Source organism: Mesorhizobium sp. M1050 (assembly GCF_040318715.1).
Classification (GTDB): Bacteria; Pseudomonadota; Alphaproteobacteria; order Rhizobiales; family Rhizobiaceae; genus Mesorhizobium.
In genome coordinates this window covers 1-23145 of sequence record NZ_JAMYMV010000071.1, presented here as the reverse complement: position 1 = coordinate 23145, position 23145 = coordinate 1, and the positions used below count along the sequence as shown (strand labels likewise).

Sequence of the window (23145 nt, the reverse complement as noted above, 5' to 3'; positions counted from 1 at the left end):
TTCGGTCATAGAACGAATTAATCGAGGTTCGATGTGACTGACCTGCCGCGCATATCCCGTCAGTTCTCACAGCGCTCTGTGATGGAAGCGATCGTCCAGGGCGGGCCGATCTCGCGCGCCTCGATAGCCAAGCTGACCGGCCTGTCGAAGCAGACCATTTCTGAAATCATGCGCGGGCTCGAGCAGGAAGGCTGGGTCCAGGAAACCGGCCGCACCAGCGGCCATGTCGGGCGCACCGCCGTCACCTACGAACTGGTCCACGACGCCGCCTATATCATCGCCGTCGACCTTGGCGGCACCAAGGTGCGGGTCGCGCTGACCGACCTTGCCTGCCAGATCTTTGCCGAAGCCGCCACGCCGACCGATCCGCGCGGTGGCCAGTTCGTCGTCGATCAGATTGCAGCGCTGGCCTTCGATGCCGCCGCCAGACAGCGCGTCGCGCGCAAGAAGATACGCCTCGCCGTCATCGGCGCGCCTGGCGCTCCTGACCCGGCCACGGGCCGCATTCTACTGGCGCCGAACATTGCCGGGTTCGACACGATGAATGTGCTGGATGCCTTCGAAAAGGCGCTCGGCGTCGCGGTGATGATCGAGAACGACGTCAACCTCGCCGTGCTTGGCGAGAACTGGCTCGGCCAGGGCCAAGGCATCGACAATCTAGCCTACATCGCGCTCGGCACCGGCGTCGGCAGCGGGCTGATGCTGGGCGGCCATCTGGTGCGGGGTGCTGCGCACGCCGCCGGCGAGATCGGCTTCATGCCGATTGGTGCTGATCCCTTCGCGGAGGAATCGCTGCGCACCGGCGCCTTCGAACGCGCCGTGGCCACCCACGCCATGACTGATAGCTACCACGCCCTCACCGGCAGGCAGGTCTCCGTGCCGGCAATATTCGAGAATGCCGCGCGTGGCGACAAGGACGCACTCGCAGTGCTCGACGAAACCGCCCGCCATCTGGCGCAAGGCGTCGCCGCAATCGCGGCGATCGCCAATCCGGAAAAGGTCATCCTCGGCGGCTCGATTGGCCTGCGGCCCGAGATCCTGTCTCGGGTGCAGGCACTTCTGCCGCTATGCTTCCCCTATCCGGTCACGGTCGAGGCGAGCGAACTCGGCGCACGCGCAGCCCTCATTGGCGCGGCGGCAATCGGCCTTGGCCAGTTGCACAACACGCTGTTCGGCGTCGACGCGCCGGATGGCCGGATTTCCCTGCCGCCTGCCCAGGCCGCCGCCCTGAAGGAGGCCGCGATATGACTCACGATATCACCGCCCACCTGCAGGCTGCGCTCGACCGTGACGACGCACTGACGCTGTTTCGCGGCGCCATCGGCCGCGAGAGCATCACCGGCAACGAAGCCAACTTCGTCGACTTCCTCGAAGCCAGGATGCGCGATCTTGACCTCAGCGGCCTGACCAGGACGGAATTCCTGCCCGGCCGACCAAACATCTGGGGCGAGCGCAAGGGCGCAGGCCAAGGTGCCGACCGGGGCAAGCGCCTCCTGTTCATCGGCCATACCGACACCGTCCATGTCGACGGCTGGCGTGAGCATTGGGCAGGCACCGAGCGTGAGGATCCGTTCGCCGCCCCGATCATTGATGGCGCTGTCTGGGGCCGCGGCTCCGGCGACCTCAAGGCCGGCATCACTGCTTCGCTTGCGGCACTCGCGCTACTCGACAAGGCTGGCATTCGCCTCAAGGGCGACGTCGCCTTTGCTTTCGTCGGCGATGAGGAGAGCGGCCAGCCCGGCACCGGCATTTCCGCCGGGATCAAGCACTTCGTCGGACGCATCGAGGCCGGCGAGGTCACAGCACCCGATTTCACCGTCTATGTCGAGCCGACCCGCCTGGCCGTCTATGCGGCGCAGATCGGCTTCTTCATCACCGATATCACGATTACTGGCAAATCCGCCTATTTCGGCGTGCCAGAACTCGGCAAGGATGCGCTCCGCGCAAGCCATGCCGCGATGACGGCGCTTTGGAAGCATTCGGATGAGGTCGCCGCGCGCGCCGAGCACAAGCTGGTCGGGCGCGGCTTCCTGCTCATCACCGGGCTTGCCGGCGGCGGCTACATTGCCGTTCCCGAGCGCTGCACGCTGTCGCTGATCCGCAAGCTGTTGCCTGGCGAAGACCTCGACATCGCCGCCGCCGAGATCGAGGCCGCCGTGCGCGGCGCCATCACCGATCCGGACATATCGATCGAGTTCGCTTATCCGGCCGGCCGCGACCACAGGCTGGGCGGCACCGCCGCCGAGATCGATGAAACTCGCGCCGAAGTCGCCATGCTGTCCAACGCGATGGCTGGCGCAATGAGCGGACGCGGCGTCATCGAGGGCGCGCCGTTCTGGTCGGAGTCCCCCTTCTTCATCAATCAGCTCGGTATTCCTGCCGTCTATTGCGCGCCCGGCGACATCAGGAACTGCCACACGTTCGAGGAGCACGTCGATGTCGAGGAATATCTCGCCGGCATTGTCGGCTTCGCCGCCTTCATGGCCCGCTACTGCGGCGTGGCCGACTTGAACCACCAACGAAGCAAAAAATGGGAGAACTGACATGCTGATGAAGACACTGATTGCCGCCGCCTTTGCCGGCGGATTGATGCTTGCCGCCAACTCAGCCTTTGCACAGACGGTCGGCCCGCAGGGCGAGAGCGCCACGCCGAGCGCCGACGTGATCCTAAGCGATGCCGACATCGCCGCGCTCAAGGACAAGGGCTACAAGGCAGCGTTGCTCTGGCACACCTCGTCCGATTTCACCAATGCGGTAACCGCCGGCGCCACCGACGAATTCGCCCGCGCCGGCATTACCATTGCGGTCAAGACGGATGCCCAGTTCGACGCCGCCCGCCAGCGCAGCGACATCGAGACGGCGCTGGCCGCCAAGCCCAACATCATCTTGGCGCTGCCGCTCGACCCGGTCACCTCGGCCGAAGCCTTCCGTCAGGCGGTCAAGGACGGCACCAAGCTGGTGTTCCTGTCCAACCTGCCCAAGGACTACAAGCAGGGCACGGATTACGCTTCGATCGTTACTGACAATCTATTCCAGATGGGCAAGCAGGCTGCGGACGCGATGGCCAAGGCGATCGGCGGCAAGGGCAAGGTCGGCTACATTTTCCACGACGCTACCTACTACGTCACCAACCAGCGTGACCAAGCCTTCAAGACCACCATCGAGAAGGACTATCCCGACATCAAGATCGTCGCCGAACAGGGCATTTCCGACCCGGCCCGCGCCGAGGAACTGGCAAACGCGATGCTTTTGCAGCATCCCGATCTCGACGGCATCTACGTGACCTGGGCCGAGCCGGCCGACGGCGTGCTGTCGGCGCTGCGCGGCGCCGGCAACACCAAGACCAAGATCGTCACGCTCGACCTCGCCGAGCCGGTGGCGCTCGACATGGTCAAGGGCGGCAATGTCGCAGCCCTCGTCGCCGACAAGGCCTATGAACTTGGCCGGGCCATGGCTGCTTCCGGCATGAAGTCGCTGCTCGGCCAGCCAACACCCGCCTTCGTCGTCGCCCCGGCCCTGACCGTGACCAAGGAGAACGTCGCGCAGGGCTGGAAGGACTCGCTCAACCGCGACGCGCCGCAGCCGGTGCTCGACGCGGCCAAGTAAGGCTCTCGCTCCGGCGCGGCCCGCGGCGCCGGAGCTTTTCCTCGACACAACAAAAAGGGAACCGACATGCGCAAAGTATCTGTAATCATGACTGCAATGGCGAGCCTGTTTGCCATGCACGCCTTCGCCGCTGAAGGCGTCACCACAGGACCGAATGGTGAAAAGCGGGTGCCGGCGAGCAGCCTTACGCTGACGCCAGCCGAAGAGCAGCAGATCAAGGACGGCAAGTTTACCGCCGCCCTCGTCTGGCACGAGATGAGCGAATACACCAACGCCGTCAACGCCGGTGCCCATGACGAATTCAAGCGCCTCGGCATCGAGGTGGTCGCGCAGACCGATGCCGGTTTCGACGCCGCGCGACAGAAGGCCGATGTCGAGACGGTGATGGCCAAAAAGCCATCGATCATCCTGTCGCTTCCCGTCGACCCGGCAACCGCAGCTTCGGTCTACGATCCGGCCCGCCAGGCCGGCGTCAAGCTCGGCTTCGTCGACAATTGCCCGGCCGGCTACAAGCAGGGCACGGACTATGTCACCATCGTTTCCGACGATCTCTTCCAGATGGGCAACAAGGCCGGCACCGCCATGGCCGAGGCGCTCGGCAAGAAGGGCAAGGTCGGCTACATCTTCCACGATGCCGATTTCTACGTCACCAATCAGCGCGACCAGGCCTTCAAGAAGACCATCGAGCAGGACTATCCCGATATGAAGATCGAGGCTGAGGCCGGCATGGCCGACCCGGCGCGCAGCGAAGACATCGCCCAGGCGATGATCACCCAGCATCCGGACCTAGACGGCATCTATGTCACCTGGGCCGAACCGGCGCTGAGCGTGCTCTCGGCCTTGCGCGGCGCCGGCAATAGCCACACCAAGATCGTAACGCTGGACCTCAACGAGCCTGCCGCACTCGACATGGTCAAGGGCGGCAACATCGCGGCCCTTGTCGCCGACGAGGCCTATAGCATCGGCGTGACGCTGGCGCGCGCCTCGGCAGGCTCGCTGGTCGGCAAGAAGGCCGAGCCATTCTATGCCGTCGATTCCATCGCCGTCACCAAGGACACGGTTAAGGACGGTTGGAAGAAATCCCTCAACAGGGACGTACCAGCCGCCATCGCGGACGCGATGAAATAGACTCAAGGCGAAGCGCTCACCACCGGAGGGATGAAATGTCCAGTGCCAACACCAGTGCCGGTGGCAGCTTCGCCAGCCGCTTTAATCTGCACCAATATGTCGTTTACCTCGGTTTCCTGGCGATCTTCCTGTTCTTCGCCATTGTGCTGAGGGACAGCGGCTTCCTCACCGTCCGCAATTTATCGAACATCGTGTTGCAGACGACGCCGGTGACGATCATGGCCATCGGCCTGGTCTTCGTCATGTCGGCCGGCGAAATCGATTTGTCGATCGGCTCGATCGTGGCGGTGGCGGCCCTTGCGGCCGCCGTCACCATCAACGCTTACGGCATGCCGGCAGGCATCGTCGCTGGCCTCGGCGCCGGCCTGCTTATCGGCGTCATCAACGGCGTCCTCGTCGCCTATGTCAGGCTGCCCTCCTTCCTGGTGACATTGGCGACGCTCGGCCTGTTTGCCGGCGTTTCCCGTTCGATGACAGACCTGCGCTCGATCTCGGTGACCAACGAAGCTTTCACCGGCTTCTTCGGTTCCGGCTCGCTGCTCGGTGTCCCCTCACTGGTCTGGTGGTCGGTGATTGCCGTCGCCATTGGCCACCTGGTGTTCCGCGAAACCCGTTTCGGCGCGCATGTGCTGGCGACCGGCGACAATGCCCGCGCCGCAAGTGTGTCGGGCATCAGCGTGCCCAGGATCAGGCTCGCCGTGCTGACCATCAGCGGCGGGCTCGCCGGTCTTGCCGGCCTGCTCTATGCCGGTCGCCTGCAGGCAGCGAAATATACGCTCGGCGAAACCGACCTGATGACGGTCATCGCCGCCGTCATCGTCGGCGGCACGCTGCTCAATGGCGGCAAGGGCTCCGTGGTCGGCGCGCTGGTCGGCTCGCTGATGATGGGCATGCTGAACAACGGCCTGATCCTGATGGGCCTGTCGGTCTCCGACCAGATGATCGTGCGCGGCCTGATCATCCTGACCGCCGTCGCCGTGTCGCTGCGCGAAAAATCCCGCTGAAGGAAGCCATCCATGTTTCTCGACGTTCTGCGCCTGCGCAACCCCGCTTTCATCGAAGCAGCTATCCGGTTGCACCAGCAAGGTAAGCTGCCGGCCAATGCATATGTGCTCGATCTCGACACGGTTGAGGCCAATGCGAGGGTTCTCAAGAACGAAGCCAACCGCAACGGCCTGAAGATCTTCGCCATGACAAAGCAGGTCGGCCGCTCCTCGTCGTTCTGCCGGGCGGTGATGCGCGGCGGCATCGACCGCGCGGTCGCCGTCGACATGGCTTGCGCCCGCGCCACCCACAACGCAGGCATGAAGCTTGGCCATCTTGGCCATCTCCAGCAGGTCGCAAAATTTGAAGCGGCGGCGGCGGCGAAAACCTTCAAGCCGGACTACTGGACCGTATTCAACGATACCAAGGCCGGGGAAGCGGCAGCAGGCGCCAATGCGGCCGGCTATGTGCAGGATCTGCTGGCCCGCATCGCCGCCGAAGGCGATATCTTCTATCGCGGCCATGAAGGCGGTTTCGATGCCGCCGACATCGTCGATGTCGCCGACCGGTTGGATGCCGTCGAAGGCGGCCGTTTCGCAGGCATCACCACTTTCCCTGCTCTGCTGTTCGACCATGCCTCGCGAAAAGTGCTGCCGACCCCCAATCTGGCGACGCTCGCGAAAGCTGCGGAAGCGCTGGCCAAGACAGGCCGCAAGGGCATCGAGATCAACGCGCCGGGCACCACCTCGAGCGTTATGCTGGCGGCACTCGCCGAGGCGGGCGCGACGCAGTGCGAGCCCGGCAATGGACTGCATGGCACCACCGCGCTGCATGTCATGGAAGATTTGCCGGAGCTGCCGGCGGTGCTCTATCTCACCGAGGTCTCGCATCTCTCCGGCGGCAAGGCCTATTGCCTTGGCGGCGGCTTCTACATCGACCCGATCTTCCCCGACTATGACGTGAAGGCGATCGTCTCGGCCGAACCGACGACGGCAGGCTCGGCACTGCGCAGCGTCGAGGTGCCGCCGCCCTCGGCGATCGACTATTACGCCATGGTCGATGCCGCCGGCGCGAACGCGCCGAAGCCTGGCGACAGCGCCGTGTTCGGCTTCCGTGGCCAGGCCTTCGTCACCCGCGCCCATATTGTCGGCGTTTCGGGCATTTCGACGGGCTGTCCGAAAGTGGAAACCATCGAGAACGGGTTCGGTGAACCCTATGCCTGGCCAGTCTAGGAGAAACACATGACCATGAGCGCGCCCATCCTTCAGCTGCACGACATTCGCAAGAATTTCGGCGGCATCACCGCGATCGAGAGTTTTTCGCTCGAGGTTTTCCCGGGCGAGATCGTTGCACTCGTCGGCGACAACGGCGCCGGCAAGTCGACGCTGGTCAAGATCGTCTCGGGCGTCCACCCGCCCTCTTCCGGCACCATCGTCATCGAAGGAAAACCGGTGACGATGTCGAACGCCACCATGGGGCGCGCGCACGGAATCGAGGTCGTCTACCAGGACCTGGCGCTGGCCGACCAGCAGACGGTCTACATGAACATGTTCCTCGGCCGCGAGCCGCTGAACCGCCTCGGTCTGCTCGACCGCCGCCGCATGATCGACGAGACCGAGAAACTGGTGAAGGAACTGGATGTGCGCATCCCCTCCGCCCACGCCACTATTCGTGATCTCTCCGGCGGCCAGCGCCAGGGCGTTGCGATCGCGCGCGCCACGCATTGGGCAAGCAAGCTGATCCTGCTGGATGAGCCGACGGCGGCGCTGGGCGTTGCCGAAACCGCCCGGGTGGAGGCTATCGTCCAGTCGCTGAAGCAGCGCAATGTCGGCATCCTGATCATCAGCCACAGCCTCGACCAGGTCTTCAAGCTCTCCGACCGCATCTGTGTTCTCAGGCGTGGCAAGCAGATTGGAATTCGCGAGACCGCGAAGACCGATAAGAACGAGATCATTGCCATGATCACTGGCCTGCAGCAGCAATAGCAGGAACTAGCTCTGAGAGCCCCCGCCAGCCGAGCAACACCAAGCGGATCGCTTGAACGCAGGTAGGTCTTAGCGCTGATCGCGCCGATGACGCGACGCTGCGCGGACGGCGCCTTCGCGCCTATCTTCGTCGTAGAGTTCAATTGCCAAAAACCGGACATCTCCGGCGACCAACTGGAGGTCGCGATGGGCGATAGGCAGAGTTCAGCCGCAGTTCGTCCAGGTAAGCATGGTGGCTCTCCCGTGGCGCTCTCCGCAGCCGCAGCGCCTTCAGATGTCCGGAAGCAGAGATCCAGTCGAAGTCGCGCGAGAACGGTCGTTGTCCTCCCTATTCGAACGACTGTCTGGATGATTGTGGCCGGCGGCGAGCGAGGAGATGCCCAGAATATGTATCTAACCGCGTTCGCCCGGGCCACAGCTGCAGACGCCGCACAGAAAATTGGAACGAATCTTGCTTAAGACTGACTGGGCGCATCGGATCTGGCTCGGGCACGAATATGAACCTCATCAGCGTCGACATACGAATGCTCCGATCGCTGCAATGTGACGGAGCTTGGCGACAGGCGCTTTGTCGCCACGGCGCTGTCCGTCCAACTCGGGCTCGGCTTTGCGCTGACCGTGCTGGTCATTGGGTTGATCCCGCGCGTGGCGGCATTGTTTGGCGGCTGGCGTTGGGCATTCTTGCTTTTAGTGCCTGGACCGTTGATCGGTGCCGCGGCGATGCTTGGCTTGCGGCGATTACCTGCTTCCACCAAGATGGCCGGCGGAATGCGGTAGCTCATCCCCGTGACGCCGGCCCGATCGGTGGAGTTCACGGGCAGGTTCACCATCACCGGGCGAGCCCTGCCGACTTGCAAGATACCCTTCCGTTGCCAGCTGGTTATTCGCACCGACGATCGTGTTGCGGGCGAGGCAACGCCGATTAAACTGGCACTTCTTCTTACCTGCAAACTTGCTCTCGCGGTCGAGACATCATGGGAAATCCGTTTGTCGTATCACCGCAGAAAATCTGTCCGACGACGCCATCGATTTAGTGGCTCCCGAAGGCAGCCCGACGAGCAAGTGTATGATCGTGCATAGCCGGATACGTGTCCAACATCCCGAAACTATAGATCATGCGGTATCATGATACCGGTCATTTCAATTCTGATCGACTGCTCTGAAGCCTGCTTGGTTGTGAGGCGGGATGATTGGTGTTGCGATTTCGTCCCACGGCAGACAGTCAGCCCCCGTGAAATGCTGCCGGGCCGCAGTGCGCCTAATGCCGGTCGTTCAGGATGCCCTTGCCAATGCCGCAGTCGGGAAAGATGTCGCGCAGCTGTCGGTTGGCTGCGGCCGGCATTGACGTTCACCGACACCACGGGGACGCTGTAGAGTTTCGCGATCTTCGCCACAACAACGATATTTGAAACCAGGTCCGCCGATCCATCCGAGCAACGGACGCCACCTTGGATCGGCTCGATGCTCGGGACGACACAATTGCTCGGCGTCAGAAGATGGTCCTGGCCAGCATAGGCTGGCTGGACATGGTAGCTCTCCGTCGGGTTTGCGCGCCGGCGTTAGCGGGCAGCGGATAGGCTACTTGGCGAGAAAGTCCGTGATGAGCTTGACCGTGGCGGCCGGGTTTTCCTCCATGATCCAGTGGCCGGATCCCGGCACGATCCCAACAGTCACATTGGTCGCGACATAGCGTAGAACGTCTGCTTGGGCCGTGCCGAAAGACTTTTCAGCGCCAACCGCTAGCACCGGTATCGAGACTTTGCCGCCCTTCGCCAACAACTCCTTGTTGTCCGCCGCATCCTGGTTAAACGCGGCGAATTGCTCGAAGGCGTCGTGCATGGCGTGAGGTCGCGCGTAAAGTACGGAGTAGTGCTTGCGCGTTGCTTCGTCGATGGCCTTCGGATTGGCTGACAACTCGTTCCAGAAACGGTCGAGATAGATACGCTCGCGCCCGGCTACCAGCCGCTCCATGTCGGGACCACGAAAGTTAAAATGCCACAGCAACGGCAAGCGGATGATGTTGTCCCAATCGCCGATGCCCGGCAGCGGCGCATCGATCACAACCCAGCGGGTGACTCGGTCGCGATACTTGGCGACGAAAGCGTAACCCACCATGTTGCCGATGTCGTGGGTGACGAGGTCGGCCTTCTTGATCTTCAGATGGTCGAGGATACCGGCAATGTCGACGGCCTGGTTTTTCTTGGTGTAGCCGGTGTCGGGATGGGCGGAAAGTCCCATGCCGCGCAGGTCTGGCACGATTACGGTGTGATCTTGCATCAGCTTCGCCGCAACAGGCGACCACATGTCGCCGCTGTCGCCGAAGCCGTGCAGCAGGACGACGGCGGGGCCCTGTCCCCCGATGCGGACATTAAGGCTCGTGCCATTGGTTTCGATCGATTGCGTCTTGAAGCCTGGCGGGAATGGGACGACCCGCGCCGTGGCCGGCAAGCTAGCGAGCAGCAAACCTAGCACTGCCATGATTATCCTACACATGTGGTCCTCCCTGAACGTTGTTGCACTGAGCCATGTCGACCCCAGCGTGTGGCTGCCGATCCGCTTCGATGAGGAGCATAGGGACTCACAGACGGCCCTAATAGCTCGAATCTGACGTCGAATGAACGAAGAAAGCCTTTTGTTGTGTTGCTGATGCCTACGAAGGATTTTTTTCATTCCGCGAATGAAACCAGGGGCTAGGTTTCTCCCGCGCGATTGAGGAAGCGTCAGGACACCGGCATGGGAACCGCCGACGACCCGGTCCAAAGCTGTTTTAGCAGGAATTGGCCCTGCGGACCTGCGGCAGTGGGAGGCGAGATTTCGCCTCGCACATCTCGGTGTCGACGTCGAGGATGCCCTTGGACTTGCCGAGGCGACGGAGGTCTGACCAAGAGCGGCTCCACTTCCCGATTGGAGCCGAATGCTTCGCGCCTCATGTCATTCATTCCGGAACGACTGGACCGCCTACCAAAGGGACGTTGCTGGTGCCCCTCTGAGGTCACGATTGCGCCTCCTGCTAGATGGTCCGGCTTTCGGTGTGCGAGCTAGCCATTGCCAAGGCAGAAAATTCACTCTCGCACTGCTGGCTAAACACGGGCGTCGCCTTTTTGCAGACCGTGTGGGGACGACTTCAGCCATCGAACCGATCCGCGGTAAAAGGCGCAAGGCGGCCATTGTCGCCACGCCCGGCAATCAGATCGGCGACCAGGCGCGCGGTGATCGGCGCCAGCGTCAGGCCGAGATGGCCGTGACCGAAGGCATGGATCACTTTTGTGCTGCCGCGCGAGCGCCCGATCACCGGTCGGGAATCGGGCAGTGACGGCCGGAAGCCGAGCCATTCTGAAGAAGGCTTGCCGAGCTTGGGAAAAAACTGCCTGACACCACGATCGAGCAGCGCCAGCCGGCGCGGATTTGGCGGCGCGGCAAGGCCGCCGAGTTCGACGGTGCCGGCGACCCGCAATCGGCCGGCCATCGGCGTCATGTAGAAACCGAGCTCGACGGGACAGACCGGCCGGTTGAGCAGCGGCGCATCGGTCTGGAATTCCAGGTGATAGCCGCGCTCGGTCTCGAGCGGAATGCCGTCGCCGGCCAGCGCGGCCAGAGGCCGCGACCTTGCACCAGCGGCGATCACCACCGTACCCGCCTTGATCTGGAAACCCGGGCCGCTGAGTCGGACACCGCCGGCCTCGACTTGTAATCCGGTTATGTCAGCCTGCCGCACCGACGCGCCACGGGCGGTCGCAGCATCGCGCAAGCGCTGCATGACGGTTGCCGGATCGGTGACATTAATTGAGTCCGGAAAAAACAAACCACGCGTCCCGGTCGCCGGCAGGCCTGGCTCAAGTGCTGCCACCTCTTGTGGCGTCAACACCTCTTGGTGGACGCCAAACTTGGCCCGCAGTGCCCTGCCCCCGGCTCCAGCTGCAAAATCGCTTTCGCTGCGATAGAGATAGAGGCAGCCATTGCGGCGCAAGAGGTCGGCGATGTCGGCTTCCCCAGCCGTTTCGTCCCAAGCCGGCAAAGCGTCGGCCAGCAGCCCGGCCAGCGCCAGCGCGTTGGCGCGGGTGGCCGCCGGCAGCGATTGCCGGACGAATTGAACCAGCCAGGGCGAAAGCTGCAACAGCGCTGCCCAGCGCAAGGAAAACGGGCTGTCGGGATCGAGAAGCAGCTTTGGCAGCGCGCGCAGCACGGCAGGATTGCCGACCGGCATGCAAGCATATTCGGCGATCGTTCCGGCGTTGCCGAACGAGGCGCCGGAGCCGGGTTCGTTCGGGTCGATGAGCAGGACTTCGCGACCCTCCGCCGCAAGCCGCAGCGCCGTCGCCAGTCCGACAACACCAGCACCGACAATGGCGATTTCGACCGTTTCAGAAGCTGCCACTGGTGGATTCCTAGACAAAGCCGGGCAGTTGCAAATGGCCGGCGGCGAGCAGTTCGGCCATCGTAGTCAGCGCGCTGCGCAAATCGTCCTGCGAGCGCGCGGCGCCGACATTGATGCGCACACCGTGCTGCACCGGCTCGCGGCCGACAGCGAAGGCGTCACCAGGGAGCACGGCAACGCCGCGCTCCAGGCAGGTACGGGCGAACCCGGCGCCATGCCAAGGCTCGGGAAGCCGCAGCCAGGCATGGGTCGAGGCGGCGTGGCTCTGAACGTCATAGCGGCCGAGGATTGCGGAGAGCACGGCCTGGCGCTGGCGCAGCTCCTGCTTCTGGGCTTCGATGATGCGGGCTGCGGAGCCTTCCTCGATAAGCCGGGTGCCGATCAGCGCCGTCAGCGGACTGATGCTCCAGCAATTGATGCGCAAGGCCGCTGCGACCTGGCCGGCAATGGTGCGTGGCGCGATGACGAAGCCAAGGCGCAGACCCGGCGCCAGGCACTTCGACAGCGCGCCGATATGGACCGTCAGTTCGGGCTCGATACTGGCCAGCGACGGCGGCGGATTGTCGGCCAGCGGCCGGTAGACGTCATCCTCGATGATGAGGACATTGTGGTGCCGGGCGACCGCCACCAAATCGTGCCGGCGTTCGGCGCTCAGCGTGATGGTTGTCGGGTTGTGCAGCGTCGGCACCAGAAACACCGCGCGGGGGCGCAGCTGCGCGCAAGCGGCTTCGAACGCGTCGGGTCGCATGCCGCCGCGGTCCATGCCGACGCCCCGGAGATCGAGCCCATGCACTCGGCAGAGCGCGTTGATGCCCTGATAGGTCACTTCATCGGCGAGTATGATCTCGCCCTGCCTGGTCACCGCGCCGAGCACGCAATCCAGTCCATGCTGGGCGCCGGCGGCCAGCACGACGCGGCCGGGATCGCCGTCGCCGGCCACCGGCTTCATCCATTCGGCGATCGCCGCCCTCGCCCACAGCGGACCCTCCGGCGGGTGGTAGTCCTGCAGCGTGGGATAAAAACGGTCCTTGGCCAGGCGCGGCAGAAGCAGCGCCAGCGCGTCGAGATAGGCCGAGGTTGCTGGGCGGTTGACGGAAAGGTCGATGACGCCCGTGTCGTCGCTCGGCGCCGAGACAAAGCCGGCTCTTTCGCCGGCGTCGCGGGCCGCGACCGTGGTGCCGCGTCCGGGCCGCGCTTCGAGCAGGCCACGCTGCTGCAGCGTCGACAGTGCACGCGTCACCGTGGTGACATTGATGCCGAGCGCCCGCGCAATCTCGCGCTGCGGCGGCTGGCCGCTGCCGCGAGGCTGCGCGGGACGGCGGTGACACTCGCTGCCGCGGTCCGCTCCCCCGGTGTCACCACCGCCATGACGTAGGAGGTGCGGGTTGGGACATCCATCCATCTGCAACAAGGCGCTCCTGATCAGCAGAAGTACGATGACCGGACCGAGGCTCGGCATGAAGGGAATGAGCAAAAGGCAAAGACTGGACGGCAGGTGAGTAACACCATGGTGTTTACGAGCCCGATCCGTTTGGAGATTTGCACGGCCACCAGATACAACCCGGCCGACAGGATGCCCGTCAAGTGGGAGCTTCTGCGATCCCAGGGCCTGCAGATGAATAGGCCGTCACCTTCCTGACCGATGGTGGCAACGACGTCCGCAATCTGGCGGCCGAAATGGCGCCTTACGCCGAACATCACCTCGACTGGTTCCATATCACCATGCGCCTGACCGTCCTTGGCCAATTCGCCAAAGGCCTGACCCATCATGGCCGGGATGACGGCGAGCGGATCGCCCGCGATCTTCTGCGGATCAAACGGTCCCTGTGGCACGGCAATTTTCGCGCCGGACTATTGTGGGCCGAGGCCCTGGTCGACGAACTGTCCGAGATCGAAGAGGACTGCGCCCACCCAAAGCTGAAGGCGTTCATCAAAACGGCCGAGGAATTCGCCACCTACATCCGGCGCAACGCGCAGGCGATCCCGAACTTGAAGCGAAAGCCTTCTACGAGCACTACGGCTTTGCAGCTTCCCCGAAAAATCCGATGACCCTGGTGCTCTCGCTAAGGTGCGTTGAAAAATAGCCAATGTCGCTCCAACACGGGTTGGCAACCGCCTTGTAGCTAAGAGGCCGGAAATAGCTTCCAGCGGCCGGGCCGGAACGCCACCCGGCTTTTCTGCGCCGCGGGATGATCGACCGGCAATTCGATTTCGACCCGCTGGCGCTCGCCACCGTATCTCCGCGGCCCATGCGCACAAACCGTCGGGGATGGCGCTGGCGCCAAGCAGCGACGATCCAAGCCATAGTATGAGCCTGTACATCACCGATCGCGGCATCGACAATGACTCCCATCCGACCGAGAACGATGGCAAGATCTATGAATTCCATCTTAATGATTGGCTGCTCGCCTGATCCGCCAAGGCATCGGCGCGACTGGTAAGCTGCTGTATCTTCGATTTTCCGGTTCGCAGAATTCGCTCGACTACCTGATCGCCAAGAAGGCAATCTTGCAGGAATGGAGAAAGTCTGCGGTGACAAGGATGGTGACCTCCGCACGAAAATGGTCGCCGGGGACCGAGCCAAAGTCCGGGTCTGCTCGTGCGCCCAGGCCTGAAGGAAATGCAACGCGCCTGTCCCGTCGGCGTCCTGCTTGGAGCCGCGCACGGTCTTGCCGTCGATGGCGACGACGCCGCCGATGCGCCCGGCGAGGCTCTTCACCCAGGCGGCGAACGCCGTCTCCAACTGTCGCGGATCGAGCCGTGCCAGCGTCCGCTTTAAGGTCTGCGCCGGCGCAACCCCATGCGCGAACGGCAACATGCGCCGGAGCCAGTCGAGCAGTTCGACGCCCACGTCCTCGATCTCGTCGAAATCCTCCGCTCGGCACAACAGGCCCACGAGCACCGTGAGCAGGATCTCGTCGAGCCGATAGACCACCATTCCGGGCACGCGAGGATCTTCAATGTCGTCAATATGATCGAGAAAGCTTGCGTCCATGGCCGGTCTCCTCCCGACAGACAACCGCCCGGCGGGCCTACGGCTGGGCGTACTCCTTCCGGCTTAATTGCGTGATCACCAATATCCCGCTACTTTCAGGTCCTAGCGCGCGACCAATGCCTACTATCGCTCCTCCTACGTGCTTGTGCATCCGATATCGAGGGCGTCGAGACGATCCGTCGATGGGAGAGGTTGTGCTCAAGGCATGCTCGCCGGCCAGATCGATGCCGCGATACTATACACAGCGGCGCTGGGGTGACTTGATCGGCATCAGCGGGAGAGAGGAGAGAAGGAACAGATCATAAAAGTAGGCGGTTATGCTTTATTCCTTTGTTTTCTGGTTGTTTGAGAACCCAATGCTTCATTTGTCCATTTGTGAGATAATGGACGCGCCATCGCAGCGCTCGCAATGGCGCCAACGACATGACCGGCCCCTTCGGGCTGGCAGAAGAGGAGAATGCCATGAAGAAGAAGAGCTGGAAAAAACCCACCATGTGCCAGGTGGCTGCGGGCTTCGAAATTTCGCGATATCTGCCTGCTGAAAGTCCTCCCAGGAAATAGGCAGCAAAGGTGCGCGTCCTTGGCAACAGGGACATACACCCCCCTTGCCGATCTCGCGACGGCTTTGCCCCGGAAAATTCGGGCGCGAGGCCTCTTGCGCGAGGATATCCTGCCGCTCGGATGGGCTGCGGAGCGGGTAGATCACAATGCGTGTGAAGATCATCGGATCGGCGGCGGGAGGCGGCTTTCCGCAATGGAACTGCAACTATCGCCTGAGCCGCGCAGCTCGCACCGGGACGCCCGGCGTGCATCCACGAACCCAATCCAGCATTGCCGCGTCGGCGGACGGGACAGGCTGGGTTCTCTTCAATGCTTCACCCGACATTCGCCAGCAGATTGCGCAGACGCCAGAGCTGCAGCCCGCAGCCGAGGCGCCGCTGCGCTCGACGCCTATCCGCGCGGTGGTGCTGACCAATGCCGACATTGACCATATAGCCGGCCTGCTCAGCCTGCGTGAACGACAGCCTTTCGCCGTCTATGCGAGCGCACAGGTGCTGGCGACGCTGGAGGCGAATTCGATTTTCAGCGTTCTCGATCCGGCGATCGTGCCGCGACGCCTGGCACCAATGGGAGAACTGGCGATCTGCGATGCGGGCAGCCATGAAACCGGTGTGGTCGTCGATGTCTTTCCCGTGCCCGGGAAGATCGCGCTCTATCTCGAGCAAAGCGGCGATCCCAGGGCCAATTTCAGCTCCGATACGGGCGACACGATCGGAGTCCGCATCACCGGTGCCGGCAGTCATGGCGCGGTCTTCTACATCCCGGGCTGCGCGCGCATCGATGCCGCCCTGCGTACGCGTCTGGCCGATGCCGCCTGCCTTCTGTTCGACGGCACCGTCTACACAGACGACGAGATGATCGCTGCCAGCGTCGGCCAGAAAACCGGTGCGCGCATGGGGCACATCGCAATTTCTGGAGAAGCAGGTTCGATTGCCGGTCTGGCCGATGTGAAGATGGGCCGCCGAATCTTCGTCCATATCAACAACACCAATCCTGTTCTCGACGAGAATTCCGCCGAACACGCGGCAGTCAAAGCGGCTGGCTGGGAAGTCGCCAGCGATGGAATGGAGATGGACTTTTGAGCGATTTCCAAGACGCGGCCAGAGGTGGCCTGTCCAGGAGCGAGCTCGAGGCCTTGCTGCGGCAGGTCGGTGCAGAGCGCTATCACAACCACCATCCTTTCCACCACAGAATGACCATTGGCGCCCTGTCGAAGGCCGAGATGCAGGCCTGGGCGTTGAACCGCTATTGCTACCAGGCCGTCATTCCGCGCAAGGACGCCATGATCCTGGCACGTGCCGAGGATCCGGCGTTTCGCGCCGCCTGGCGCAAACGCATCGAGGACCATGACGGCGAGGACGGCTGGAGCGGCGGCGTAGCGCGCTGGCTGCATCTGGCCACCTCGCTCGGGCTCGATGCCGCAGCCGTCAAGAGCGAACGGCTGACGCTGCCGGCGACCCGTTTCGCCGTCGGCGCCTACCTTTCCTTCTGCACGAACCGGACGCTGCTGGAGGCGGTTGCATCGTCGCTAACCGAAATGTTCTCGCCGCTCATCATCGGCGAGCGAGTGCCGGCGATGCTGGCCAGATACGATTACGTCACCGAGGATTCGCTCGCCTATTTCAGCCGGCGGCCCGAACAGGCATCGCGCGATGCCGACTTCGCCCTCGCCTACGTGCTCGGCCATGCCGATACGGCCGAACGCCAGCAACAGGCGGTCGATGCGCTGGTGTTCAAATGCGATATACTGTGGGCCATGCTCGACGCGCTTCAGCATGCCTATGGCGCGTCGGGAAACATACCGCCCGGCGCCTTCCACCCGGAGGCAACCTGATGATGGCGCTGCGCGAAAGAGCCATTGTGTCGTTGCGATCGGTGCCATCACTGCCGAAGCACGTGCGCATACAGTATGACCCCGTGCGACAGGCCTTCGCCGTACTTTCGCCGGAGAAGGTATTCTGGCCAAACGAGATCAGTCTCGACATATTGCGCCGATGCGACGGGCGATCCACTGTCGGCCACATCATCGCCGGTCTCGCCGCCGATTATGAAGCAGAACAGGAGGTCGTGGCAGCCGACGTCATCGCCTTCCTGCAGGAATGGTCGGACAAGCTGCTGGTGAAGCTATGAGCGAGCCCGTTCTCCCTCCGATTGGGATGCTGGCGGAACTGACGCATCGCTGCCCGCTGCAGTGTCCTTATTGTTCCAATCCGCTCGAATTGCTGAAGGCCAATCGCGAGCTCGACACGCAGACCTGGCTCGGTCTCTTCTCGCAGGCCGCCGATCTCGGCGTTCTGCAGGTGCATCTATCCGGCGGCGAGCCGACGTTGCGCCGCGATCTCGAACAATTGATCGCCGGGCTTTCGGCGCGCGGAGTGTATACCAACCTGATCACCGCCGGCATCAACATTGCCGAAGGCCGCCTCGAGGCCCTTGCGGAAGCCGGTCTGGACCATCTGCAGCTAAGCTTTCAGGGTGCCCGTCCGGCGACCACCGACCGTATCGGCAACCACCGGGGAAGTCATGAAAAGAAGCTGGAGACGGCCCGACGGGCCCGCGCGGCCGGGCTGCCGCTCACCATTAATGCGCCGATCCATCGTCACAACATCGAGCAAGTACCGGAGTTCATCAATCTAGCCCTCTCGCTGGGCGCGGAGCGGCTGGAGATCGCCAACGTGCAGTATGCCGGCTGGGCGCTGGCCAATCGCGATTGGCTGATGCCCGAACCTGCTGCGGTCGACAGGCAGGCGGAGATCGTGGCGGCGGCGCAGCAACGGCTTGCCAGCATCATCAACATCGACTTTGTCCCCCCGGATTATTTTGCCATCTATCCAAAGCCGTGCATGGGCGGCTGGGCGCGAGACGCCTTCATGGTGACGCCCGACGGGACCGTGCTGCCTTGCCACGCTGCACAGACGGTTCCTTCGCTCCGCTTCGAACGGTTCGGAACGCGCCCGCTCGCCGAGATCTGGATCGATTCGCCGGCATTCAATGCCTTCCGCGGGACCGAATGGATGCAGGAGCCGTGCCGAAGCTGCGAGCGGCGCGAGATCGATTGGGGCGGCTGCAGATGTCAGGCGATGGCGATTGCCGGCGATGCCGCCGCAACGGATCCGGTCTGCATCAAGTCGCCGATCCACGCTCGCATGGCCACGCTCATCGACGAAACACAGCACATCGCGGCAAATGCTGCGGCGGACAAAGCGTTCATCTATCGTCGGACAGGAGTTGGCTCGGAACAAGAGCAGTGCGAAATCGTACGCTAGTCCGACCGGCGACAATGGTCCCAGCAGATTGATCGTGGACGCAATCGGGCGATGGGTAAACGGATACTTCTCCGGGTTCAGCATCGCCGGAGGCTTTTCGATGTACCTGCTGACGAGGACAGCCTGATCCGCCACTAGTCACTCGCAGGCTTTCAGGGTCGGGAATTCCGGTGCGAGATCGTATTCGGGGGCCGAAAAAAATGACTGTGGGATAGTCAAGATACATCGGCGCATTCGCCGCCCTCTATTTCGCGCTTACTCCAATTGCCAGCATTCCCGGCCGCAACCGCGCCTGTCGTCAGCGCCGGCAGCCAGCGGCCACTGCCCGACGTGCTTGAGCAGGTGACACCCGCGGTTATCAACATTACCGTCACTTCGCATTCCCTCTCGTGGATGCTGGCCCTGCACCGGATGGAAGCCCATATTTTCGACGCCGGCCACCTGCTGCTCGAAACGCACTCGGCTCCGGCGCGGCGCTCCGGCAAAGCGTGAGGAGGCTGAATAGTGTGGTTGGCGAACCCTTCGGAATGACTGAGCGTAGAATCGGCCGAAGCTCCAATGCGTGGAAGCAATCAGTCTGTCCGAATCCGGAACCATCAGCCAAAGCCGTTCGGCATTGTCGCGGCTTGCTTCCACCCCGATGCCGCACTTTCCACGATCCGCGTGCGGCTGTGCTCTGATCGGGTTTTGACCGAGTTCCATAGATGGGTCCGGGACAACAACCTCTCGTATGAAGCACTCGGATGAAACGCGAGCAACAGGTTGGCCCCGGCTGATATCCACTAGGAGCGAGAACTTGCAACTGGGTCATGGAAATTTCTCCGCGACGAGCCCCGGAAGCCGGCGACACGTTGCTCGATGCATCATACATCCAGTCCGAGAGCGGGTGTGGTACCGGGCATGCTTTCGACACGAGCCAGTCGAGGTATCGGTCATGCAACCGTCAAGTTGTTTCAGGAACACGGTTGGCGTATCATCGCCGTGTCTCGACAGTCGTTTTCTGAAGAGTGCGCCTGGCCGGGCGCGGAGCTTCACATCAATGGTGGCCAGCACGCATGAGCGCACCGCGCCTCGCAAATCTCGGCGAGTACGATTACTGTGTTGTCGGCGGTGGAATTGTCGGGCTGGCAACGGCCACCGCTCTAGCGCAGAGAGAGCCCAGCGCGCGCATTGTCCTTCTCGAAAAGGAGAAGGAGTTGGCTGCCCATCAAACCGGCCACAACAGTGGCGTCATCCATGCCGGCGTCTATTATCAGCCTGGATCCCTGAAGGCCAAACTCTGCCGCGAGGGTGCCGAGGCTACCAAAGCCTTCTGCAAGGTAAAGGGTATAGCGTTCGAGACTTGCGGCAAATTGCTAGTCGCAACGAACAATCGCGAACTTCAGCGCATGGAAGCACTGGAGGAGCGGGCCCGGCTTAACGATATCGCTTTTGAACGGCTTGGCGGCCATGCCTTGAAAGCGGCCGAGCCAAATATTCTCGGGCTTGAGGCCCTGCGCGTGCCCGCTACCGGCATTGTCGACTATCGCCTCATCTGCGCAGCCATGGCAGCAGATTTACAGGAGCGCGGAATTGAGATCAGACTCAACAAAGCTGTTACATTAGTTAAGGAAGAAAACCGACACGTCACGGTACTTGCCGGCCGGGACAAGCTGAGGGCGCGGCGTCTTGTCGCCTGCGCTGGCTTGCAATCGGACCGAATCGCCCGGGTTGCGGGGCTCGACATCCAGCATCGCATTGTACCGTTTCGAGGTGAGTATTTCGTATTACCAGAATCACGTTCGGCCATTGTCAAACACCTTATCTATCCGATTCCAGATCCAGACCTGCCGTTTCTTGGCATCCATCTTACCAGAATGATCGACGGCCGCGTGACCGTAGGTCCCAACGCAGTGCTCGGCTTTGCCCGTGAGGGATACGAGAAGGCGAGCTTCAGCCTCGGCGATTTGACCAGCATGGCAGCCTTTCCGGGCTTCTGGCGTGTGATCGGCCGCAATTGGCGGTCCGGTCTTCGGGAGTTCTCGAACAGCTTCTCCAGGGCGAGGTATCTGGAAGAGTGCCGAAAGTATTGCCCGGAGCTTACAGTGGCGGATCTGCGAACGCCGGCCGCCGGGATTCGTGCACAAGCGGTGCTGCGCGACGGGACCCTTGTCCATGATTTCCTGTTTGTCGAAAGCGAGCGGATGCTGCATGTCTGCAATGCGCCGTCACCTGCTGCCACGTCTGCCATTCCCATCGGCGCGATGATCGTCGACCGTCTGCTCGAAGGCGGGTCCCCATCGCATTCTATCCTCTAGAGGAGACGATCGTGACCAGCCATAGAAAGTGCATCGCCGGCGCCTTGGCTGAGGGCGGCGATTCGACCCCAATGTGAACTCGTCGGTTTGTACACCAAAGCGGATAGGAGCGCGGCTGAGCGCTCCATAGACGCGGCTCCGGGCGTCGACTACCACGTTCCGTTTGGGAAAGGTTCATCCTGTGGACAGCTCGGGCAAGGAGCGTATGCCCGTGATTTCTACACCGTCGTAAAGTCAGCCTCCAGCCTGGCCTAACGGCCTGCGCAGCGACCCAGGCGCAAGGAAAGGACGCCATCCTGGAGCAGTCTCCGAACTCAGCAGGGGGGCGCGACATCACCTATTATCTTCACGCCTATTGCCAACGCGAAGCGGCATCTCGAGTGGGCTCCCTGTACGCCTCCGGCGAGGGCCGCCTTGCGCGAGCATGGCACGGTAGCGAGGCTGCGCTCTTAAGGTCGTCCTTACGAGCGAAGTTGGCAGCACAGCATGAGCCATGTGACGTTATTGACCGGGCCTGAGCGTCGTCGTCGTTGGAGTGAAGAAGATCAGTGCCGAATCCTGGCTGCGGCGTTCGCGCCCGAGGCCACAGTGGCGGCGGTAGCGCGTCAGTACGATGTCGCGACCAGCCTGATCTACAAGTGGCGCCGCACGATGAGAGCCCGCGAGACGGGCTTTGCCGAAGTTGTCGTGGCTCCCGATGAGCCTGTCGCCGTTTCGCGGCCGGCGGCGCCACAAGCGGTGATCGAGCTGGAGATCGCCGGCAAGGTGCGGCTGCGGATTCCGTTGACCACGCCGCCAACACTGGCGGCGGCGATGGTGAAGGCGCTGGGCGTTTCATGATCCCGGTCCCGAGCCAGGTGCGGATCTGGTTGGCGGTCGGCCGGACCGATATGCGTCGCGGGATGCAGGGCCTCGCTCTGCAGGTTCAGGAGACGTTGGGCCGGGATCCGCATGCCGGCGATCTTTATGTCTTCCGCGGCCGCAGCGGCAATCTGATCAAGATTATCTGGCATGATGGGCTCGGCATGTCGCTGTATGCAAAACGGCTCGAGAAGGGCCGGTTTCTATGGCCGTCGCCGGCGGACGGCACGGTTTCCGTATCACCGGCGCAGCTCGCCTACATGCTCGACGGGATCGATTGGCGCAACCCGCTTCACACGTTCCGACCGCAGCGCGCGGGCTGAGTTTTTCTTTAAATTTGCGCCATTTTCCGCGAGTCAGCGGACGCGTTTTATGATTCACTCCAGGGCATGGTTGCCACCGCCCAGGATGCTGTTCCGGACGATATTGGCGAGCTGAGAGCAGCGCTGACCGCGGCGCTGGCCAGAGCCGAAGACGAGGCCGCGCGCGCTGCGCTGGTCGAGGCCGAACTGGCGGTCGCCAGGGCCAAGGCATCGGATGATGCGGCGCTGATCGCGCATCAGCATCTGACGATCCGGAAGCTGCAGCGGGCGCTGCATGGTCAGAGTTCTGAACGCTCAGCCGCCTGCACGACCAGATGGAACTCACCTTCGAGGAACTCGAGAGCACCGCGACGGAAGACGAGATCGCCGCCGAGCAGGCCGCAGGCCGCACCACCGAGGTGGCACCTTATGTGCGCAAACGACCGGCGCGCCAGCCATTTCCCGAGCATCTGCCGCGCGAACGCGTGGTCGAGCCGGCGCCGACCGCTTGCCACTGCTGCGGCGGTCATCGGCTGCGCAGGCTGGGTGAGGATATCACCGAGACGCTGGAGGTGGTGCCGCGGCAATGGAAAGTGATCCAGCACGTGCGGGAGAAGTTCACCTGCCGCGACTGCGAAGCGATCAGCCAGGCTCCGGCGCCGTTCCACGCCACCCCACGCGGCTGGGCCGGTCCCGGCCTGCTGGCGATGATCCTGTTCGAGAAGTTCGGCCAGCATCAGCCGCTCAACCGCCAGGCTGAACGCTATGCCCGCGAAGGCGTGCCG

At 62.9% G+C, this 23145-nt stretch carries 21 protein-coding genes and 5 pseudogenes; 19 read left to right on the top strand and 7 right to left on the bottom strand.

The genetic code is table 11. From position 1 onward, the window contains the following. Nucleotides 1-33 precede the first annotated feature (33 nt). From NKH57_RS27715 to NKH57_RS27685, 7 genes are all read left to right on the top strand, one after another. Complete coding sequence (locus NKH57_RS27715; protein ID WP_352949153.1) at nt 34-1248, top strand: ROK family transcriptional regulator; 1215 nt, start codon at nt 34-36, stop codon at nt 1246-1248. Beyond that, complete coding sequence (locus tag NKH57_RS27710; RefSeq protein WP_352949150.1) at nt 1245-2543, top strand: M20 family metallopeptidase; 1299 nt, start codon at nt 1245-1247, stop codon at nt 2541-2543. The genes NKH57_RS27715 and NKH57_RS27710 overlap by 4 nt, the downstream gene beginning before the upstream one ends. A 1-nt stretch (nt 2544) precedes the next feature. Then, nucleotides 2545-3606, top strand: coding sequence for a substrate-binding domain-containing protein (locus NKH57_RS27705; protein WP_352949148.1), 1062 nt, complete (start codon nt 2545-2547; stop codon nt 3604-3606). Nucleotides 3607-3672: 66 nt separating this feature from the next. Further along, nucleotides 3673-4734: a substrate-binding domain-containing protein gene (locus tag NKH57_RS27700; RefSeq protein ID WP_352949146.1), complete on the top strand. Its 1062-nt coding sequence runs from the start codon at nt 3673-3675 to the stop codon at nt 4732-4734. Between the two features lie 35 nt (nt 4735-4769). Beyond that, a complete protein-coding gene (locus NKH57_RS27695; protein ID WP_352949143.1) occupies nt 4770-5738 on the top strand; it encodes an ABC transporter permease in 969 nt (322 codons plus the stop codon). Nucleotides 5739-5750: 12 nt separating this feature from the next. Continuing rightward, a complete protein-coding gene (locus NKH57_RS27690; RefSeq protein ID WP_352949140.1) occupies nt 5751-6950 on the top strand; it encodes an alanine racemase in 1200 nt (399 codons plus the stop codon). A 9-nt stretch (nt 6951-6959) separates the two neighbouring features. After that, nucleotides 6960-7703, top strand: coding sequence for an ATP-binding cassette domain-containing protein (locus NKH57_RS27685; protein WP_023667735.1), 744 nt, complete (start codon nt 6960-6962; stop codon nt 7701-7703). Between the two features lie 455 nt (nt 7704-8158). Here NKH57_RS27685 and NKH57_RS27680 read toward each other — a convergent pair whose 3' ends face one another. The 4 genes from NKH57_RS27680 to NKH57_RS27665 all read right to left on the bottom strand — a co-directional run bounded on the left by NKH57_RS27680 (nt 8159) and on the right by NKH57_RS27665 (nt 13480). Then, nucleotides 8159-8560 carry a hypothetical protein gene (locus NKH57_RS27680; protein ID WP_352949137.1) on the bottom strand — a complete coding sequence of 134 codons (402 nt, stop codon included), beginning with the start codon at nt 8558-8560 and terminating at the stop codon, nt 8159-8161. Between the two features lie 721 nt (nt 8561-9281). Beyond that, nucleotides 9282-10196 carry an alpha/beta fold hydrolase gene (locus NKH57_RS27675; protein ID WP_352949134.1) on the bottom strand — a complete coding sequence of 305 codons (915 nt, stop codon included), beginning with the start codon at nt 10194-10196 and terminating at the stop codon, nt 9282-9284. Between the two features lie 631 nt (nt 10197-10827). Then, the gene (locus tag NKH57_RS27670) at nt 10828-12078 is read right to left on the bottom strand and encodes an NAD(P)/FAD-dependent oxidoreductase (RefSeq protein WP_352949132.1); all 1251 of its coding nucleotides are present in this window, start codon (nt 12076-12078) and stop codon (nt 10828-10830) included. A gap of 10 nt (nt 12079-12088) precedes the next feature. Continuing rightward, nucleotides 12089-13480 carry an aminotransferase-like domain-containing protein gene (locus tag NKH57_RS27665; protein WP_352949164.1) on the bottom strand — a complete coding sequence of 464 codons (1392 nt, stop codon included), beginning with the start codon at nt 13478-13480 and terminating at the stop codon, nt 12089-12091. 183 nt (nt 13481-13663) lie between these two features. Between NKH57_RS27665 and NKH57_RS27660 the strand changes: the two are divergent. Further along, a pseudogene (locus tag NKH57_RS27660) lies at nt 13664-14067 on the top strand (ISKra4 family transposase); the annotation flags it as partial. A 134-nt stretch (nt 14068-14201) separates the two neighbouring features. Here the strand turns inward: NKH57_RS27660 and NKH57_RS27650 are convergent. Next, nucleotides 14202-14315 (bottom strand): annotated as a pseudogene (locus tag NKH57_RS27650) (sulfate ABC transporter ATP-binding protein); the annotation flags it as partial. A 353-nt stretch (nt 14316-14668) separates the two neighbouring features. After that, nucleotides 14669-15073, bottom strand: a pseudogene (locus NKH57_RS27645) (ISAs1 family transposase); the annotation flags it as partial. A gap of 462 nt (nt 15074-15535) precedes the next feature. Here NKH57_RS27645 and NKH57_RS33905 point away from each other — a divergent pair. From NKH57_RS33905 to tnpB, 10 genes and pseudogenes are all read left to right on the top strand, one after another. Then, nucleotides 15536-15634 carry a pyrroloquinoline quinone precursor peptide PqqA gene (locus NKH57_RS33905; protein WP_502904184.1) on the top strand — a complete coding sequence of 33 codons (99 nt, stop codon included), beginning with the start codon at nt 15536-15538 and terminating at the stop codon, nt 15632-15634. A 146-nt stretch (nt 15635-15780) separates the two neighbouring features. Beyond that, a complete protein-coding gene (pqqB, locus tag NKH57_RS27635; RefSeq protein ID WP_352949126.1) occupies nt 15781-16716 on the top strand; it encodes a pyrroloquinoline quinone biosynthesis protein PqqB in 936 nt (311 codons plus the stop codon). Further along, nucleotides 16713-17468 carry a pyrroloquinoline-quinone synthase PqqC gene (gene pqqC, locus NKH57_RS27630; protein WP_352949124.1) on the top strand — a complete coding sequence of 252 codons (756 nt, stop codon included), beginning with the start codon at nt 16713-16715 and terminating at the stop codon, nt 17466-17468. The genes pqqB and pqqC overlap by 4 nt, the downstream gene beginning before the upstream one ends. After that, on the top strand, nt 17468-17764 hold the full coding sequence (gene pqqD, locus NKH57_RS27625; RefSeq protein ID WP_352949121.1) for a pyrroloquinoline quinone biosynthesis peptide chaperone PqqD: 297 nt from the start codon (nt 17468-17470) through the stop codon (nt 17762-17764). Before pqqC ends, pqqD begins: the two co-directional genes overlap by 1 nt. Beyond that, on the top strand, nt 17761-18900 hold the full coding sequence (gene pqqE / locus NKH57_RS27620; protein WP_352949118.1) for a pyrroloquinoline quinone biosynthesis protein PqqE: 1140 nt from the start codon (nt 17761-17763) through the stop codon (nt 18898-18900). The genes pqqD and pqqE overlap by 4 nt, the downstream gene beginning before the upstream one ends. Nucleotides 18901-19164: 264 nt before the next feature. Beyond that, nucleotides 19165-19392 (top strand): hypothetical protein, encoded by a 228-nt coding sequence (locus NKH57_RS27615; RefSeq protein WP_352949115.1) that lies wholly within the window; start codon nt 19165-19167, stop codon nt 19390-19392. 408 nt (nt 19393-19800) lie between these two features. Continuing rightward, a pseudogene (locus tag NKH57_RS27610) lies at nt 19801-19938 on the top strand (oxidoreductase); the annotation flags it as partial. Between the two features lie 17 nt (nt 19939-19955). Further along, nucleotides 19956-21197, top strand: coding sequence for an L-2-hydroxyglutarate dehydrogenase (gene lhgD / locus NKH57_RS27605; protein ID WP_352949113.1), 1242 nt, complete (start codon nt 19956-19958; stop codon nt 21195-21197). A gap of 486 nt (nt 21198-21683) precedes the next feature. Next, on the top strand, nt 21684-22037 hold the full coding sequence (tnpA, locus tag NKH57_RS27600) for an IS66-like element accessory protein TnpA (RefSeq protein WP_352949111.1): 354 nt from the start codon (nt 21684-21686) through the stop codon (nt 22035-22037). Between the two features lie 29 nt (nt 22038-22066). Beyond that, complete coding sequence (tnpB, locus tag NKH57_RS27595; RefSeq protein ID WP_352949108.1) at nt 22067-22381, top strand: IS66 family insertion sequence element accessory protein TnpB; 315 nt, start codon at nt 22067-22069, stop codon at nt 22379-22381. 54 nt (nt 22382-22435) lie between these two features. Here the strand turns inward: tnpB and NKH57_RS27590 are convergent, their stop codons facing one another. Beyond that, on the bottom strand, nt 22436-22657 hold the full coding sequence (locus NKH57_RS27590; protein ID WP_352949166.1) for a hypothetical protein: 222 nt from the start codon (nt 22655-22657) through the stop codon (nt 22436-22438). On the opposite strand from NKH57_RS27590, the pseudogene NKH57_RS27585 reads away from it, so the two are divergent. Beyond that, nucleotides 22553-23145, top strand: a pseudogene (locus NKH57_RS27585) (transposase domain-containing protein); the annotation flags it as partial. The gene NKH57_RS27590 and the pseudogene NKH57_RS27585 overlap by 105 nt on opposite strands.

What these genes read in the sequence shown, in the direction of transcription:
- NKH57_RS27710 (WP_352949150.1), top strand. Translation starts at nt 1,245, where the DNA reads ATGACTCACGATATCACCGCCCACCTGCAGGCTGCGCTCGACCGTGAC.
- NKH57_RS27705 (WP_352949148.1), top strand. Translation starts at nt 2,545, where the DNA reads ATGCTGATGAAGACACTGATTGCCGCCGCCTTTGCCGGCGGATTGATG.
- NKH57_RS27700 (WP_352949146.1), top strand. Translation starts at nt 3,673, where the DNA reads ATGCGCAAAGTATCTGTAATCATGACTGCAATGGCGAGCCTGTTTGCC.
- NKH57_RS27695 (WP_352949143.1), top strand. Translation starts at nt 4,770, where the DNA reads ATGTCCAGTGCCAACACCAGTGCCGGTGGCAGCTTCGCCAGCCGCTTT.
- NKH57_RS27690 (WP_352949140.1), top strand. Translation starts at nt 5,751, where the DNA reads ATGTTTCTCGACGTTCTGCGCCTGCGCAACCCCGCTTTCATCGAAGCA.
- NKH57_RS27685 (WP_023667735.1), top strand. Translation starts at nt 6,960, where the DNA reads ATGACCATGAGCGCGCCCATCCTTCAGCTGCACGACATTCGCAAGAAT.
- NKH57_RS27675 (WP_352949134.1), bottom strand. Translation starts at nt 10,196, where the DNA reads ATGTGTAGGATAATCATGGCAGTGCTAGGTTTGCTGCTCGCTAGCTTG.
- NKH57_RS27665 (WP_352949164.1), bottom strand. Translation starts at nt 13,480, where the DNA reads ATGGATGGATGTCCCAACCCGCACCTCCTACGTCATGGCGGTGGTGAC.
- NKH57_RS33905 (WP_502904184.1), top strand. Translation starts at nt 15,536, where the DNA reads ATGAAGAAGAAGAGCTGGAAAAAACCCACCATGTGCCAGGTGGCTGCG.
- pqqB (WP_352949126.1), top strand. Translation starts at nt 15,781, where the DNA reads ATGCGTGTGAAGATCATCGGATCGGCGGCGGGAGGCGGCTTTCCGCAA.
- pqqD (WP_352949121.1), top strand. Translation starts at nt 17,468, where the DNA reads ATGATGGCGCTGCGCGAAAGAGCCATTGTGTCGTTGCGATCGGTGCCA.
- pqqE (WP_352949118.1), top strand. Translation starts at nt 17,761, where the DNA reads ATGAGCGAGCCCGTTCTCCCTCCGATTGGGATGCTGGCGGAACTGACG.
- lhgD (WP_352949113.1), top strand. Translation starts at nt 19,956, where the DNA reads ATGAGCGCACCGCGCCTCGCAAATCTCGGCGAGTACGATTACTGTGTT.
- tnpA (WP_352949111.1), top strand. Translation starts at nt 21,684, where the DNA reads ATGAGCCATGTGACGTTATTGACCGGGCCTGAGCGTCGTCGTCGTTGG.
- NKH57_RS27590 (WP_352949166.1), bottom strand. Translation starts at nt 22,657, where the DNA reads ATGCAGCGCCCGCTGCAGCTTCCGGATCGTCAGATGCTGATGCGCGAT.